This is a genomic window from Pseudomonas poae, assembly GCF_001439785.1.
Classification (GTDB): Bacteria; Pseudomonadota; Gammaproteobacteria; order Pseudomonadales; family Pseudomonadaceae; genus Aquipseudomonas; species Aquipseudomonas poae.
Genome location: NZ_JYLI01000008.1, coordinates 127,070 through 143,398, shown reverse-complemented (window position 1 = coordinate 143,398; position 16,329 = coordinate 127,070). Strand labels below are relative to the sequence as shown.

The window sequence follows — 16,329 nt, the reverse complement described above, 5'->3', positions numbered from 1 at the left end:
CTTCGAATCAGCCGATTTCGATCATCTCGAAATCCATCTTGCCCACGCCGCAGTCCGGGCACAGCCAGTCTTCCGGGACGTCTTGCCACAGGGTGCCCGGCGCGATTCCGTCATCCGGCCAGCCGTCCTTTTCGTCGTAGATCAGGCCGCAGACTACACATTGCCACTTCTTCATCACTTGCTTCCTCAGGGTCCAGGCATTTTGGCCGGCGGTCGATATCCCGCATTGCCACGCGGCTCAGGGCGTTTTGTACTGACAGGTGCCGCCGGATGCAAGCATGTTCGGCGCAAACGGCCGGTTCAGCCCGGCAAAAGGTCGGGACGCCATGGTAAGCTCGGCGCCTCTTTTGCTGCCCATACTGACTCGCCGTGCCGCACTCAACCGCGCTTCCCGATGCTTGCCAATGGCTGACCCAGAGCCTTCTGCGCCCCACACCCGCGCCCCTGATCCTTGATTGGCTGTTCGACGAAGGCTCGCTCACGCGGCGGCTGACGGGGTTGTCCAACGACGCTTTCAGCGTGACGCCGCTGGTCGAAGGCTGGCAAGCGCTGCGCAACGACGAATGCGCTGCGCTGGGCCTGCCACCGGCCACACTGGGCTGGGTGCGTGAGGTGTACCTGCGCGGGCACGGCCAGCCGTGGGTATTCGCCCGCAGCGTGGCGTCGCGCAGTGCGTTGCAGGGTGACGGCTTGCACATGGACGCGCTGGGCAGCCGCTCGCTGGGTGAGTTGTTGTTCTGTGACCAAGCGTTTACCCGTCAGGCCATCGAGGTCTGCCATTACCCACGTCAGTGGCTGCCCACGGCGGACCGGGCCGAAGGGCTTTGGGCACGCCGCTCGCGCTTTGATCGCGGGGCATTGAGCGTGCTAGTGGCGGAAACCTTCCTGCCGGGCTTCTGGCAGGCGCTGCATGACCATCCGGAGAGTTGCTGATGTATCAACGTGTGCTCAAGTCCCTCAATCGCCTGAACCCCAGGGCCTGGGATTTCATTCAGTTGACGCGCATGGACAAGCCCATCGGCATCTACCTGCTGCTGTGGCCGACGCTGTGGGCGCTGTGGATCGCCGGCAAGGGCTCGCCGTCGCTGCTCAATATCGTGATTTTCGTGCTCGGCGTGGTGCTCACCCGGGCGGGCGGCTGCGTGATTAACGACTGGGCCGATCGCAAGGTCGACGGCCATGTGAAGCGCACCGAGCAACGCCCGCTGGTCAGCGGCAAAATCAGCTCGAAAGAGGCGCTGGTGTTTTTTGCGCTGCTGATGGGCATCAGTTTCCTGCTGGTGCTGCTGACCAATGCCAGCACTATCCTGCTGTCCCTCGGCGGCTTGGCGCTGGCGGCAAGCTACCCGTTCATGAAGCGCTACACCTATTACCCGCAGGTGGTGCTGGGCGCGGCATTTTCCTGGGGCATGCCGATGGCGTTTACCGCCGAAACCGGCCACCTGCCGGCCACCGCCTGGCTGTTGTATATCGCCAACCTGCTGTGGACGGTGGGGTATGACACCTATTACGCGATGACCGATCGCGACGACGATGTGAGGATCGGGGTGAAATCCACGGCGATTCTGTTTGGCGATGCCGATCGGGTGATCATTCTCACTCTGCAAGGCCTGTCGCTGGCGTGCCTGCTGCTGGCCGGCGCGCGGTTCGAACTGGGCGGCTGGTTCCAATTGGGGCTGCTGGCGGCGGCGGGCTGTTTTGCATGGGAGTTCTGGTACACGCGGGACAGGGACCGCATGAAATGCTTCAAGGCGTTTTTGCACAACCACTGGGCGGGATTGGCGATTTTTGTGGGGATTGTGGTGGATTACGCGGTTCGGTAATTCACGATCGAGGCCATCGCGGGCAAGCCCGCTCCCACAGGATGTGTTGCAAATGTGGGAGCGGGCTTGCCCGCGATGGCTTCAGCAGCGCCACAGGATCATGGCTTGATGATGTGCCAGACGCCACCCTTGCCATCACCGGTCTTTTCCCCGGCCTTGGTGTCGCCCTTGAACGTGTACACCGGCTTGCCCTTGTAGGCCCATTGGCTGGTCTGATCGTCACGGGTGACGACCGTCCAGTCGCCGGCCTTGGTATCGGTGGACTCTGCCTTCAGCGGCGGCCAGTTGATTGCGCATTGGTCCTTGCACGCTGACTTGCCATCGGCATCCTTATCGAAGGTGTAGAGGGTCAGGCCTTTGTGGTCCACCAGCAGACCGTCTTTGGTCATTGCAGGCTCTGCTGCGGATGCCAGGCCAGGCAGCGCCAGCGCAGCCGATACCAGCAGGGCTTTCCAGGAAACAGTGCTGTACGTCATCGGAACCTTCTTCATCGTGGTTGTCAGGATTCGGACCCATAGGGTAGTCCAGAGTGCCGTGAATTGCCCAAGCGGCGAAATTACTGTCACACGACTGCAATAATTCCGTTATCTAATGCGGCGCAAGACAGTTAAATGACAAGAGGATTTTCGAGCATGGTTGGCAGGAGCATTCTGATCGTCGACGACGAAGCGCCCATCCGCGAGATGATCGCCGTTGCGTTGGAAATGGCCGGCTACGACTGCCTGGAGGCGGAGAACTCCCAGCAGGCCCATGCCATTATCGTCGACCGTAAGCCGGATCTGATCCTGCTGGACTGGATGCTGCCCGGCACTTCCGGCATCGAACTGGCCCGCCGCCTCAAGCGTGACGAGCTGACCGGGGACATCCCGATCATCATGCTCACCGCCAAGGGCGAAGAGGACAACAAGATCCAGGGTCTGGAAGTGGGCGCGGATGATTACATCACCAAGCCGTTTTCCCCACGCGAACTGGTCGCGCGCCTGAAGGCCGTACTGCGCCGCGCGGGGCCGACCGATGGCGAGGCACCGATTGAAGTCGGCGGCCTTATTCTGGACCCGATCAGCCACCGTGTGACCATCGATGGCACACCGGCGGAGATGGGCCCCACCGAATACCGCCTGCTGCAGTTTTTCATGACACACCAGGAGCGCGCCTACACCCGCGGCCAGTTGCTGGACCAGGTGTGGGGCGGCAATGTGTATGTGGAGGAGCGCACCGTGGACGTGCATATCCGTCGCCTGCGCAAAGCCTTGGGCGATGCCTACGAGAATCTGGTACAAACCGTGCGCGGTACCGGCTATCGGTTTTCCACCAAAGGATGAAAACCTGGCTGCAAGTGATCAGCTACAAGCGGCAAGAAAAAAGTCGCCTTGCTCTGATTTGAAGCTTGCAGCTTGAAGCTGCTCCCAAGGACGCTCAATGAATCAAAACTGGCATGGCACCCTGATCCGCCACATGCTTTTGCTGATCACCGGCTGCCTGTTGGTGGGCCTGGTCAGTGGATATTACGGCTGGAGCCTGGCCGTCGGTATTGCCTTGTACCTGGGCTGGACCCTCAAGCAATTGCTGCGTCTGCACGAATGGCTGCGCCAGCACAAACCCGACGAAGCGCCACCCGACGGTTACGGCCTGTGGGGCGAGGTGTTCGACAGCATTTACCACCTGCAACGCCGCGACCAGCGGGTGCGCGGACGCCTGCAGGCGGTGATCGACCGGGTGCAGGAGTCCACCGCCGCGCTCAAGGATGCGGTGATCATGCTCGACAGCGACGGCAACCTTGAATGGTGGAACCGCGCCGCCGAGACCCTGCTGGGCCTCAAGACGCCCCAGGACAGCGGCCAGCCGGTCACCAACCTGGTGCGCCACCCGCGCTTCAAGGAATACTTCGAGCAGGACAACTACGAAGAAGCCCTGGAAATCCCCTCGCCCACCAACGACCGGGTGCGCATCCAGCTGTACCTGACGCGCTACGGCAACAATGAGCACCTGATGCTGGTGCGCGATGTCACCCGCATCCACCAGATGGAACAGATGCGCAAAGACTTCGTCGCCAACGTTTCCCACGAGTTGCGCACGCCGTTGACGGTGATCTGCGGCTACCTGGAGACGTTGCTGGACAACGTCGACGAGATCAACCCGCGCTGGACCCGCGCGCTGCAACAGATGCAGCAGCAGGGTTCGCGCATGCAGACCCTGCTCAACGACTTGCTGCTGCTGGCCAAGCTGGAAGCCACCGACTACCCCTCGGACAATCATCCGGTGGCGGTGAAAAGCCTGTTGCACACCATCAAGAACGACGCCCAGGCCCTCTCCGGCGAACGCGGGCAGCAGATCAGCCTGGAAGCCGATCCATCGTTTCTGCTCAAGGGTAGCGAAGGCGAATTGCGCAGTGCGTTTTCCAACCTGGTGTTCAACGCGGTCAAGTACACCCAGGACAAAGGCAACATCCGCATCCGCTGGTGGGCCGACGACCACGGCGCGCACCTGAGCGTGCAGGACTCCGGCATCGGCATCGATGCCAAGCACCTGCCGCGCCTGACCGAGCGCTTCTACCGCGTCGACTCCAGCCGCAATTCCAGCACCGGCGGCACGGGCCTGGGCCTGGCCATCGTCAAGCATGTGCTGCTGCGCCATCGCGCACGCCTGGAAATCAGCAGCGTGCTGGGGCATGGCAGCACGTTCACCTGCCATTTTCCGCCGACGCAGGTGGCCCGCTCGCCCAGAGTCGACGAAGACCTGTAACCGGGAACACTGTAGGAGCAAGCCCCCTTCCACATTGGCATTGGGTTGTCTGGAAAGTGGTATTCCAGAGCCCGCCCGCCGGCGGGTACTAGGCAAGCGCCCCGCCAGCCGCTACATTGGCCGCCTTGCGCCTGCCTTTCGGGGCCTGCCTGCCATCCCTTATTGAACACACGGAACCCGCAAAACCCCATCATGGACCCTTCCCCTGGTATCACCTTCGCCACACTGTTCGCCGATTTCGGCATGATTCTTTTTGCACTGGTCCTGGTACTGCTCAACGGTTTCTTCGTTGCGGCCGAATTTGCCATGGTCAAGCTGCGCTCCACCCGGGTGGAGGCCATCGCCCACACCAACGGCTGGCGCGGACAGATCCTGCGCACCGTACACAGCCAGCTCGACGCCTACCTGTCGGCCTGTCAGTTGGGTATCACCCTCGCCTCCCTCGGCCTGGGCTGGGTCGGTGAGCCTGCGTTCGCGCATATTCTGGAACCCCTGCTGAGCGCTGCGGGCGTCGAATCGCCGGAAGTGATCAAGGGCGTGTCGTTCTTTGCCGCCTTCTTTGTGATTTCCTACCTGCACATCGTGGTCGGCGAGCTGGCGCCCAAATCCTGGGCGATTCGCAAGCCAGAGTTGCTGTCGCTGTGGACGGCCGTGCCGCTCTACCTGTTCTACTGGGCGATGTACCCGGCGATCTACCTGCTCAACGCCAGCGCCAACGCGATCCTGCGTATTGCCGGCCAGGGCGAGCCTGGCCCGCACCATGAGCACCATTACAGCCGTGAAGAACTCAAGCTGATCCTGCACTCCAGCCGTGGCCAGGACCCAAGCGACCAGGGCATGCGCGTACTGGCCTCGGCCGTGGAGATGGGCGAACTGGAAGTGGTCGACTGGGCCAACTCCCGGGAAGACCTGGTGACCCTGGACTTCAACGCCCCGCTCAAGGAAATCCTCGCGCTGTTTCGCCGCCACAAATTCAGTCGCTACCCGGTGTATGACGCCGAGCGCAACGAATTCGTCGGCCTGCTGCACATCAAGGACCTGCTGCTGGAGCTGGCGGCGCTGGACCACATCCCGGAGTCGTTCAACCTGGCCGAGCTGACCCGCCCGCTGGAGCGCGTGTCACGGCACATGCCGTTGTCGCAGCTGCTGGAGCAGTTCCGCAAGGGCGGCGCGCACTTTGCCCTGGTGGAAGAGGCCGACGGCAATATCATCGGCTACCTCACCATGGAAGACGTGCTGGAAGTATTGGTAGGCGATATCCAGGACGAACACCGCAAGGCCGAGCGCGGCATCCTGGCCTACCAGCCGGGCAAACTGCTGGTGCGCGGCGACACCCCGCTGTTCAAGGTCGAACGCCTGCTGGGCGTGGACCTTGACCACATCGAAGCCGAAACCCTGGCCGGCCTGATCTACGACACCCTCAAGCGCGTGCCGGAAGAGGAGGAAGTGCTGGAGGTTGAAGGCCTGCGGATCATCATCAAGAAGATGAAAGGCCCGAAAATCGTGCTGGCCAAGGTTGTGATGCTGGATTGACCCTCAATTGCCCTGCGCAAAGTTGGGCAATACCCCCACGGGCTGGCCGAATTCATACGGGATCGACACCAGCCCCGCCTCGGTACTCTGGCGTAGCGGCTTTTGGCATCGGTGTGGCTGAAGCTGCCCGCTCTACGCTGGAAGGCCGTTGAAACAAATATCAACGTTCATCTGGGCAGCAGCCGACAAATTAACCAAGGCATCCAGCGAGAGCTTGTCGATCTTGCCGGTGAGAACGTCGTTAAGACGGGGCTGGCTGATGCCGAGTCGTTGTGCCGCCGCTTTTTGAGAAAGCTCCCAGCTGCGGATGGTTTGGCACAGTTCCAGGAGCAGCTTGGAACGCAGGCGCATATTGGCGGCCTTCTGGGGTGTATCTTCCAACGCGTCCCAGACACTGCCGAAACGTTCACCGTAAACTTTTTGATTGGTCATGGATTTACCCTAACTCCCGCAATCTGGCGCGAGCCAGTTCGGCATAGCAAAAACCCGATAACGCTGAGGCGTTATCGAGAGGCTATATCGAAACAGATATAAATCAAGCAAGGCATCGGGAATCAGATAGTCGGTCGATTCCCGATAATCAGCCGATCACGCACCCGGCACAAAGTGCTTCTGCGCCGTGCCGCGTGCGATCAGGCGGGAGATGTAGTCGAGCTTCTGCGCGTCCTGGTCGATGAAGCGGAAGGTCAGTTGCAGCCAGTCGCTGTCGGGCTTGGGCTCGAAGGCAACGATGGCGTGCAGGTAACCGTTGAGGCGTGCGACTTCGGCATTCTCGCCTTGCTCAAGGTCGAGCACGGCGCTTTCCAGCACCTGGGGCAGCACCTCGCCGCGACGCACCACCAGCAGCGCCTCCTTGATGCTCAGCGCCTTGATAACGCATTGCTGGGTGCCGCTGGACAGCCGCAACTGGCCCTGGCCACGACCGCTGGCAGGTGAAGCGGCCGGGGCGGACGGCGATGGGGTGTTGAGCAGGCCTTTGCTCGGCGCCGCCACGGGGGCCGGCTTGATGGCTTCGGGCTTGCCGCCGGTGAGAGCACTCAGGGAATCGTTGCCGAAAGCCGAGCTCATCTTGGTCGGTGCGCTGGCAATCAGCGCGTCAAGGCGACCCACCTTGTGCAGCGCCTGGCGTACCTTGCTCAGCAACTGCTCGTTGGTGAACGGCTTGCTGACGTAGCCGGAAACACCGGCCTGAATCGCCTGCACCACGTTTTCCTTGTCGCCACGGCTGGTCACCATCACGAAAGGCATGGCCTTCAGGTGTTCCTGTTCGCGGCACCAGGTCAGCAACTCCAGGCCGGACATCTCCGGCATTTCCCAGTCGCACAACACCAGGTCGTAGGTTTCGCGCATCAGGATGGATTGCGCCTTTTTGCCGTTTACCGCGTCTTCAAGCTTGATCCCCGGGAAGTAATTGCGCAGGCACTTCTTCACCAGGTCGCGAATAAACGAGGCGTCATCCACCACCAATACACTGACTTTACTCATCGACCCTTCATCCTATAAAAACCTTGGCTGGCAGCACGCCTGACTGGTGGCATTTTGCCAAAACTCTGCAATCACGTTCGGACTTTATTTCGCCTTTGGCGCAATAACATTCTGCTGGGCCCAAACGAAAACGCCCGGCCAATGGCCGGGCGTTAATTTCACGGGCAACCTTACTTATCGTCAGGTTCGCCCGGAACATTAGGCATTTGATCGGCAGTGCCCTCAACTTCAGCCTTCATGCGCTTTAGGCCCATGTGCCGCACGTCGGTACCGCGCACCAGGTAAATCACCAGTTCCGAGATATTGCGCGCGTGGTCACCGATGCGCTCCAGCGAACGCAGCACCCAGATTATGTTCAGGACCCGCGAGATAGAGCGCGGGTCTTCCATCATGTAGGTGGCCAGCTCGCGCAGGGCCGTTTTGTATTCACGGTCGATGATCTTGTCGTACTGCGCCACCGACAACGCCAGATCGGCGTCGAAGCGGGCAAACGCATCCAGCGCATCGCGCACCATGTTGCGCACCTGATCGCCGATATGGCGCACTTCCACATAGCCGCGTGGCGCTTCACCTTCTTCGCACAACTGGATGGCCCGGCGCGCGATCTTGGTGGCTTCGTCGCCGATGCGCTCCAGGTCGATCACCGACTTGGAAATGCTGATGATCAAACGCAGGTCCGAGGCCGCCGGTTGGCGACGGGCAAGAATGCGCAGGCATTCCTCGTCGATATTGCGTTCCATCTGGTTGATCTGGTCGTCGACCTCGCGCACTTGCTGGGCCAGGCCCGAGTCGGCCTCGATCAACGCGGTGACCGCATCGTTGACTTGCTTCTCCACCAGCCCACCCATCGCCAGGAGGTGGCTGCGCACTTCCTCGAGCTCGGCGTTGAACTGCGCGGAGATGTGATGGGTGAGGCCTTCTTTGCTAATCATGTTGGCGTCCTTGGAGCGTCCGGTAAGGTGCGGAGAACCGCAGCGTCAGTGCAATCGGAACCACAGCTTCCTAGCCATAGCGACCGGTGATGTAGTCCTCGGTCTGCTTCTTCGCCGGATTGGTGAACAGGGTGTCGGTGTCGCCGAATTCCACCAGCTTGCCCATGTACATGAACGCGGTGTAGTCGGAAACCCGTGCCGCCTGCTGCATGTTGTGGGTCACGATGACGATGGTGAATTTGGATTTGAGTTCGTAGATCAGCTCTTCGACTTTCAGCGTGGAGATCGGGTCGAGGGCCGAGCAGGGTTCGTCGAGCAGCAGCACTTCCGGCTCCACGGCGATGGTACGTGCGATCACCAGACGCTGCTGCTGACCGCCGGACAAGCCCAGCGCCGACTCGTGCAGGCGGTCCTTGACCTCGTCCCACAGTGCCGCGCCCTTGAGCGCCCACTCCACTGCTTCGTCGAGAACGCGCTTCTTGTTGATGCCCTGGATACGCAGGCCGTACACCACGTTTTCGTAAATGGTCTTGGGAAACGGGTTGGGCTTCTGGAACACCATGCCGACGCGACGACGCAGCTCGGCCACGTCCTCGCCCTTGCGGTAGATGTTGGTGCCGTAGAGGTTGATCGCGCCCTCCACGCGGCAACCGTCCACCAGGTCGTTCATGCGGTTGAAGGTGCGCAGCAGCGTGGACTTGCCGCAGCCGGACGGGCCGATGAAGGCGGTCACGCGCTGCTTGGGGATGTTCATGCTGACGTCGAACAGCGCCTGCTTTTCACCGTAGTACAGGCTCAGGCCAGGCACTTCGATGGCCACGGTTTCCTGGGCCAGGCTCAGGCTCTGCTTGTCGCGACCCAGGGCAGACATGTTGATGCCGTGGGATTGGGTTTCGTGTTGCATGGGATGCTCCCTGTGCTACCAATTCATTCGTTGAACCGCCGGGGCGGCTTACTCAAATTCTGTGCCTGACGCCGAGCCCTGTGGGAGCTGGCTTGCCTGCGATGCGGGCGGCGCGGTATTGCAGTAAAACCGCGTTGATGCCATCGCAGGCAAGCCAGCTCCCACAGTGGATCGCATCAGCTGTCCAGCGCTTTGTATTTTTCGCGCAGGTGGTTACGTATCCACACCGCCGACAGGTTGAGCGTGGCGATCACCAGCACCAGCAGCAACGCGGTGGCATACACCAGCGGGCGTGCCGCCTCGACGTTGGGGCTCTGGAAGCCAACGTCGTAGATATGAAAGCCCAGGTGCATGATCTTCTGGTCCAGGTGCAGGTACGGGTAGTTGCCGTCCACCGGCAGCGACGGCGCCAGTTTCACCACACCCACCAGCATCAGCGGCGCCACTTCGCCGGCGGCGCGGGCCACGGCGAGGATCATGCCGGTCATCATGGCCGGGCTGGCCATCGGCAGCACGATCTTCCAAAGCGTTTCCGCCTTGGTCGCGCCCAGCGCCAGGGAGCCTTCACGCACGGTACGCGGAATGCGCGCCAAGCCCTCTTCGGTGGCCACGATCACCACCGGCACCGCCAGCAGCGCCAGGGTCAGGGAGGCCCACAGCAGGCCCGGCGTACCGAAGGTCGGTGCCGGCAGCGCTTCGGCGAAGAACAGGCGGTCCACCGAACCACCCAGCACATACACGAAGAAGCCCAGGCCAAACACGCCATAGACGATGGCCGGTACGCCCGCCAGGTTGTTCACGGCGATGCGGATAACCCGTGTCAGGGTGTTCTGCTTGGCGTATTCACGCAGGTAAACCGCCGCCAGCACGCCGAACGGCGTCACGATCATCGCCATGATCAAAGTCATCATCACGGTGCCGAAAATCGCCGGGAAAATCCCGCCCTCGGTGTTGGCTTCCCGTGGGTCGTCGCTCAGGAATTCCCAGACCTTGCTGAAGTAGAAGCCGATCTTGGTCAGCGTGCCCATGGCATTCGGCTGGTAGGCGTGCACCACCTTGCCGATGCCGATTTCAATCTCCTTGCCGTTGCCGTCGCGCGCCGTCAGCGCATCACGGTTGAACTGGGCGTGCAGGTCGGCCAGACGCGCTTCGATATCCTGATAACGCGCGTTCAGTTCGGCGCGGTCGGCATCCATGTCGGCCTGGGCGGCGGCGTCGAGCTTGCCTTCCAGCTCCAGCTTGCGACCGTGCAGGCGGATGCGTTCGAGACCGGCGTTGATCGCGCCGATGTCGGACTTCTCCAGGGTCTTGAGCTGGGCGGCCAGCGCGTTCACACGGTCGACGCGGGCTTGCAGCTCCGGCCACGCAGCCTCGCCCTCGGCGATCACCTTGCCGTCCTGCTTGACGTTGACCAGGGTGCCGTAGAAATTGCCCCACTCACGACGCTCGATGGTCATGAGGTTTTTCGGGGTGGTCTGGTCCTTCAACCATTCGCCGACGATCCAGGTGAAGTCATTGCCGTTAAGGTCGCGGTTGCCGACCTTGATCAGTTCGCGGGTCATGAATTCCGGACCCGCATCGGGCACCGGCAGGCCCGCGCTTTTCAGGCGTTCGCGCGGTACTTCTTCCTTCTGCACCACTTCGCCGATGACGATATGGTTTTCCTGGCCCGGCACGTTGTAGCTGGCCTGGATCAGGTCGGCCGGCCAGAAGTGGCCCAGGCCGCGCACCGCAATCACAGCCAGCAAACCCAGGGTCATGATGACCGCGATGGACACCGCGCCACCGCTGATCCAGACGCCGGGGGCGCCGCTCTTGAACCATCCGTTCAGGGAGTTCTGTTTCACAGACTTCTACCTTTCTTAAAGCGACGAGTATTTCTTGCGCAGACGCTGACGGATCAGCTCGGCGAGGGTGTTCATGATGAAGGTGAACAGCAGCAGCACCAGCGCCGAGAGGAACAGCACGCGATAGTGACTGCCACCCACTTCCGACTCGGGCATTTCTACCGCGACGTTGGCCGCCAGTGTGCGCAGGCCTTCGAACAGGTTCATCTCCATCACCGGGGTGTTGCCGGTGGCCATCAGCACGATCATGGTCTCGCCCACGGCGCGGCCCATGCCGATCATCAGCGCCGAGAAGATGCCCGGGCTGGCAGTCAGGATCACCACGCGGGTCATGGTCTGCCACGGCGTGGCGCCCAGTGCCAGGGAGCCCAGCGTCAGGCCGCGCGGTACGCTGAACACGGCGTCTTCGGCGATGGAGTAGATGTTCGGGATCACCGCAAAGCCCATCGCCAGGCCCACCACCAGCGCGTTGCGCTGGTCGTAGGTAATGCCCAGGTCGTGCGAGATCCACATGCGCATGTCGCCGCCAAAGAACCAGGTTTCCAGGTAGGGGCTCATGTACAGCGACAGCCAGCCCACAAACAGGATCACCGGGATCAGGATCGCGCTTTCCCAGCCATCGGGAACCCGCAGGCGGATCGACTCAGGCAGGCGGCTGAACACGAAACCGGCCACCAGAATGCCAATCGGCAGCAGCATCAGCAGGCTGAAAATCCCCGGCAAATGCCCCTCCACATACGGCGCCAGGAACAGGCCGGCGAAGAAGCCGAGGATCACCGTCGGCATGGCTTCCATCAGTTCGATCACCGGCTTGACCTTGCGGCGCAGGCTCGGCGCCATGAAGTAGGCGGTGTAGATTGCCGCAGCCACCGCCAGCGGGGCGGCCAGCAGCATGGCGTAGAACGCCGCCTTCAAGGTGCCGAAGGTCAACGGCGCGAGGCTCATCTTGGGTTCGAAATCGGTGTTGGCGGCGGTCGATTGCCAGACGTACTTGGGTTCGTCGTAGTTTTCGTACCAGACCTTGCTCCACAGCGCGCTCCACGAAACTTCGGGATGCGGGTTGTCGAGCAGCAGTGGCTGCAGCTTGCCGCCGGCTTCGACGATCACGCGGTTGGCCCGAGGCGACAGGCCGTAGACGCCCTGGCCCTCGACCACCGGGTCGACCAGCAGGGTGCGGTGCGCGGTGCTGTGGAACACGCCGAACTGGCCGGACGCATCCAGCGCGGTGAAGCCCTTGCGACGCTCTTCGGCGCTGATTTCCACAATGGGCGAGGTGCCCATCTGGAACGTGCGGATCTGCTTCAAGCGCTGCTCGCCATCCGGGTCGCGGGCCATGAACCACTGGGCCAGGCCGCCCTTGGAGTTACCGACGATCAGTGAGATACCGCCCACCAGCTGGGTGCTGGCGGTGATTTCAGCGTTGCCGTCTTCGAGCAATTTATAGCGACCGTTGAGGTTCTTGTCGCGCAGGCTGAACACATCGGCCTGCGCGCGACCGTTGACCACATACAGCCATTGCTGGCGCGGGTCGATGAAGATCGCCTTCACCGGCTCGGTCATCTGCGGCAGCTCGATGCGCTTCTGCTCGCTGGTGACTTCGCCAGTCATCATGTTTTCTTCGCGACTCAGGGACAGCACGTTCAGGAACGAGCCGGCGGAACCGGCCAGCACCAGCGTGGAGTCGGTGGCGTTGAGGGCCACGTGCTCCAGCGGGCGACCGGCGTCATCCAGCACGATCGGCGTTTCGCCATAGGGGTATTCGATGGCCGGCGTGATGGTTTTCTTGCCGTCCGGGTACGACACCTTATAGGTGTGGCGAAACACCAGGGACTGGCCGTTGGACAGGCCGAGCACTACCAGCGGGCTGCCGGGCTGGTCTTCACCGATGGATGCCACGCTGGCACCGGCCGGCAACGGCAGGTCGACGCGCTTGAGTTCCGCGCCGGTGGTGATGTCAAAGAACAGCGCCTGGCCCTTGTCGGAAACCCGCATGGCCACCTGGTTCTGCTCTTCAAGCGAGATCATCAGTGGCTTGCCCGCGTCCTGGATCCAGGCCGGGGTGAGTGCGTCTTCCCTGGTCAGCGAGGCGCCCTGGAACAGCGGTGCCACCACGTAGGCAAGAAAGAAGAAAATCAAGGTAATGGCGCCAAGGACAGCGAGGCCACCGACCAGCACGTACCAGCGGGTCAGGCGGTCCTTGAGCGCGCGAATGCGGCGCTTGCGTTGCAGCTCAGGCGTATTGAAATCAATGCGCTTGGGGGGGGAAGTCGTTGTCATGGTGGAATTGGCCAGATCATTCATGCGCACACCCTAGCGGTCCTGTATGACAGAAAGATGACAATGCGGTGACGCAGAAAATCCGCCGCGCAGCGGGGCTGGCAGCGGATAAAAGGATTTTGGGTGCAGTGCGCTCCCACAGGGAAGCATCCATCTACACCCGGTATTACGGGCTTAGTTGCCTTCTTTCAGACCCAGGTCAGCCAGCGCCTTGGCGGCAACCTTGGCTGGCAGTGGGATGTAGCCGTCTTTCACGACAACTTCCTGGCCCTGCTTGGAAAGCACAAGCTTCACGAACTCGGCTTCCAGCGGGGCCAGAGGCTTGTTCGGGGCTTTGTTGACGTAAACGTAGAGGAAGCGCGACAGCGGGTACTTGCCGTTCAGGGCGTTTTCTTCGGTGTCTTCGATGAAGTCCGTGCTGCCTTTTTTGGCCAGGGCCACGGTTTTCACGCTGGCGGTCTTGTAGCCGATGCCCGAGTAACCGATGCCGTTGAGCGAGGAGCTGATCGACTGCACAACCGAAGCCGAGCCCGGCTGTTCGTTCACGTTAGGCTTGTAGTCGCCTTTGCACAGGGCTTCTTCCTTGAAGTAGCCGTAGGTGCCGGAAACCGAGTTACGACCGAACAGTTGCACCGGCTTGTTGGCCAGGTCGCCGGTCACACCCAGGTCGCCCCAGGTTTTCACGTCGGCTTTGGCACCGCACAGGCGAGTCGAGGAGAAAACTGAATCGACCTGCTCCATGGTCAGGTGCTGGATCGGGTTGTCCTTGTGCACGAACACCGCCAATGCATCCACGGCCACCGGGATAGCGGTGGGCTTGTAGCCGTACTTCTGCTCGAAGGCCGCCAGTTCGGTGTCCTTCATCTTGCGGCTCATCGGGCCCAGGTTGGAGGTGCCTTCAGTCAGCGCAGGAGGCGCGGTGGCGGAGCCGGCAGCTTGAATCTGGATGTTGACGTTCGGGTATTCCTTCTTGTAACCCTCAGCCCACAGGGTCATCAGGTTAGCCAGGGTATCGGAACCAACGCTGGACAGGTTGCCCGACACACCAGTGGTCTTAACATAAGCCGCAATTGCCGGGTCAACACCAGCGGCCACCGCGTTGGCGGTCGCAACGCCAGCGGCGACAAAAGTCATTGCCGCCATCAAACGCTTCAGTTTCATGCCTTGCTCCTAGCAGATAGGGATAGTTGGATCGGGGCCAAGTATCGAGAGGCCGTGTGAACACTCTATGTCGAGAATATGACAGTTAGATGAAAGGCCACTATCGCAAGCAAGGGGGACTTGGGCGTCCCCGGAGAGGCTTCCCACGCAGAACGTGGGAGCCATCAATCAGCGTCCACGCTTCCAGAGATACCCGCCTACCAGCATCCCCATCACGCACAGCACGGCAACATAGTAGGAAGGGCCCATCGGGCTTTCCTTCATCAGCAGCGACACCGCCAGCGGCGTCAGCCCGCCGAAGATGGCGTAGGCCACATTGTAGGAAAACGACAAGCCGCTGAAACGCACCACGGGCGGGAAGGCTTTGACCATGACGTAAGGCACCACGCCGATGACACCGACAAACAGGCCGGTCAGGGTGTACAGCGGGAAGAGCCAGTTCGGGTGCTCGATGAGGCTGTGGTACAGCGTCCAGGACGTCGCCAGCAGCAGCAGGCAACCGCTGACCAGCACGCGCCCGGCGCCGAAGCGGTCGGCCAGTGCGCCGGCGGCGATGCACCCCAGGCTCAGGGTAACAATGGCCAGGCTGTTGGCTTGCAGCGCCGTCGTGGGGCTGAAGTGGTAGACGGTTTGCAGCACGGTCGGGGTCATCAGGATAACCACCACGACGCCGGCCGACAGCAACCAGGTCAGCAGCATCGACAGCACGATGGCGCCCCGGTGGTCGCGCAATACCGCACGCAACGGCAGCTCGGCGGCCAGGGCCTTGCGTTGCTGCATCTCGGCGAAGATCGGCGTTTCATGTAGCCAGCGACGCAGGTACACCGACAGCAGGCCGAACACCCCGCCCAGCAGGAACGGGATGCGCCAGGCGTAATCCGAGACCTGCTCGGGGCTGTAAATAGTGTTGATCGCCGTGGCCACCAGCGAACCCAACAGGATACCGGCGGTGAGACCGCTGGTCAGGGTGCCGCAGGCGTAGCCGATGTGGCGCGGCGGGACGTGTTCGGAGACGAACACCCAGGCGCCGGGCACTTCACCGCCAATCGCCGCGCCCTGAATGACGCGCATCAGCAGCAGTAACAGCGGCGCCCACAGGCCGATCTGCGCATAGGTCGGCAGCAGGCCCATGATCAGGGTGGGTACGGCCATCATGAAGATGCTCAGGGTGAACATCTTCTTGCGGCCCAGCAGGTCACCGAAGTGCGCCATGATAATGCCGCCCAGTGGGCGTGCCAGGTAACCAGCGGCGAAGATGCCGAACGTCTGCATCATGCGCAGCCATTCCGGCATGTCGACGGGGAAAAACAGTTTTCCGACCACCGTGGCGAAAAACACAAAGATGATGAAGTCGTAGAACTCCAGCGCCCCGCCCAAGGCAGACAGCGACAGGGTTTTGTAGTCGTTGCGGGTCAGCGGGCGCGAAGGTGGCGCACTGCTTGCGGGCACGGAGGACATGGCAAGGCTTCTCTTATAGTAATCAGCGTAATAGGACGGCGCGCCGTGACGGGCGGCGGCTTGGCAAGATAGCAAATCGCTTGTAAAAGCACAGCGCCAGGAGAACAGTTGCCCGCAAAAGCCCCCGTACAGCGCCTGATTAGCGACCAAATGAGCCCCGGGAGGTC

Annotated in this window: 15 protein-coding genes; 5 read left to right on the top strand and 10 right to left on the bottom strand. The window is 61.7% G+C overall.

The window, feature by feature from the left end; translation table 11 throughout:
* Window positions 1–7: 7 nt before the first annotated feature.
* Window positions 8–175: a rubredoxin gene (locus TU75_RS11770; protein WP_003213373.1), complete on the bottom strand. Its 168-nt coding sequence runs from the start codon at window positions 173–175 to the stop codon at window positions 8–10.
* Between the two features lie 194 nt (window positions 176–369).
* On the opposite strand from TU75_RS11770, the gene TU75_RS11765 reads away from it, so the two are divergent.
* Both TU75_RS11765 and ubiA read left to right on the top strand, forming a co-directional pair.
* Window positions 370–933 carry a chorismate--pyruvate lyase family protein gene (locus tag TU75_RS11765; protein ID WP_060549024.1) on the top strand — a complete coding sequence of 188 codons (564 nt, stop codon included), beginning with the start codon at window positions 370–372 and terminating at the stop codon, window positions 931–933.
* Window positions 933–1,823 (top strand): 4-hydroxybenzoate octaprenyltransferase, encoded by an 891-nt coding sequence (ubiA, locus tag TU75_RS11760; RefSeq protein WP_060549023.1) that lies wholly within the window; start codon window positions 933–935, stop codon window positions 1,821–1,823. The genes TU75_RS11765 and ubiA overlap by 1 nt, the downstream gene beginning before the upstream one ends.
* Before the next feature lie 98 nt (window positions 1,824–1,921).
* Here the strand turns inward: ubiA and TU75_RS11755 are convergent, their stop codons facing one another.
* Window positions 1,922–2,299, bottom strand: a complete 378-nt coding sequence (locus TU75_RS11755) for a COG4315 family predicted lipoprotein (RefSeq protein WP_003231713.1) — start codon at window positions 2,297–2,299, stop codon at window positions 1,922–1,924.
* Window positions 2,300–2,455: 156 nt separating this feature from the next.
* On the opposite strand from TU75_RS11755, the gene phoB reads away from it, so the two are divergent.
* The 3 genes from phoB to TU75_RS11740 all read left to right on the top strand — a co-directional run bounded on the left by phoB (window position 2,456) and on the right by TU75_RS11740 (window position 6,098).
* A complete protein-coding gene (gene phoB / locus TU75_RS11750) occupies window positions 2,456–3,145 on the top strand; it encodes a phosphate regulon transcriptional regulator PhoB (RefSeq protein WP_003231714.1) in 690 nt (229 codons plus the stop codon).
* Window positions 3,146–3,242: 97 nt separating this feature from the next.
* Window positions 3,243–4,565 (top strand): phosphate regulon sensor histidine kinase PhoR, encoded by a 1,323-nt coding sequence (gene phoR, locus TU75_RS11745; protein ID WP_060549022.1) that lies wholly within the window; start codon window positions 3,243–3,245, stop codon window positions 4,563–4,565.
* 192 nt (window positions 4,566–4,757) lie between these two features.
* Window positions 4,758–6,098 (top strand): hemolysin family protein, encoded by a 1,341-nt coding sequence (locus TU75_RS11740; protein WP_003231716.1) that lies wholly within the window; start codon window positions 4,758–4,760, stop codon window positions 6,096–6,098.
* Between the two features lie 132 nt (window positions 6,099–6,230).
* Here TU75_RS11740 and TU75_RS11735 read toward each other — a convergent pair whose 3' ends face one another.
* The 8 genes from TU75_RS11735 to TU75_RS11700 all read right to left on the bottom strand — a co-directional run bounded on the left by TU75_RS11735 (window position 6,231) and on the right by TU75_RS11700 (window position 16,162).
* Window positions 6,231–6,530 (bottom strand): helix-turn-helix domain-containing protein, encoded by a 300-nt coding sequence (locus tag TU75_RS11735; protein ID WP_060549021.1) that lies wholly within the window; start codon window positions 6,528–6,530, stop codon window positions 6,231–6,233.
* A gap of 156 nt (window positions 6,531–6,686) precedes the next feature.
* A complete protein-coding gene (locus TU75_RS11730) occupies window positions 6,687–7,583 on the bottom strand; it encodes a response regulator (RefSeq protein ID WP_003231717.1) in 897 nt (298 codons plus the stop codon).
* 170 nt (window positions 7,584–7,753) lie between these two features.
* On the bottom strand, window positions 7,754–8,515 hold the full coding sequence (phoU, locus tag TU75_RS11725) for a phosphate signaling complex protein PhoU (RefSeq protein WP_003231718.1): 762 nt from the start codon (window positions 8,513–8,515) through the stop codon (window positions 7,754–7,756).
* 70 nt (window positions 8,516–8,585) lie between these two features.
* Window positions 8,586–9,419 carry a phosphate ABC transporter ATP-binding protein PstB gene (gene pstB / locus TU75_RS11720; RefSeq protein ID WP_003231719.1) on the bottom strand — a complete coding sequence of 278 codons (834 nt, stop codon included), beginning with the start codon at window positions 9,417–9,419 and terminating at the stop codon, window positions 8,586–8,588.
* Window positions 9,420–9,595: 176 nt separating this feature from the next.
* Window positions 9,596–11,266 carry a phosphate ABC transporter permease PstA gene (pstA, locus tag TU75_RS11715; protein ID WP_003231720.1) on the bottom strand — a complete coding sequence of 557 codons (1,671 nt, stop codon included), beginning with the start codon at window positions 11,264–11,266 and terminating at the stop codon, window positions 9,596–9,598.
* A 15-nt stretch (window positions 11,267–11,281) separates the two neighbouring features.
* Window positions 11,282–13,315 carry an ABC transporter permease subunit gene (locus TU75_RS11710; RefSeq protein WP_169896190.1) on the bottom strand — a complete coding sequence of 678 codons (2,034 nt, stop codon included), beginning with the start codon at window positions 13,313–13,315 and terminating at the stop codon, window positions 11,282–11,284.
* 402 nt (window positions 13,316–13,717) lie between these two features.
* Window positions 13,718–14,704, bottom strand: coding sequence for a phosphate ABC transporter substrate-binding protein PstS family protein (locus TU75_RS11705; RefSeq protein WP_060549020.1), 987 nt, complete (start codon window positions 14,702–14,704; stop codon window positions 13,718–13,720).
* 168 nt (window positions 14,705–14,872) lie between these two features.
* Complete coding sequence (locus TU75_RS11700; protein ID WP_003231723.1) at window positions 14,873–16,162, bottom strand: MFS transporter; 1,290 nt, start codon at window positions 16,160–16,162, stop codon at window positions 14,873–14,875.
* Between the last annotated feature and the right edge of the window lie 167 nt (window positions 16,163–16,329).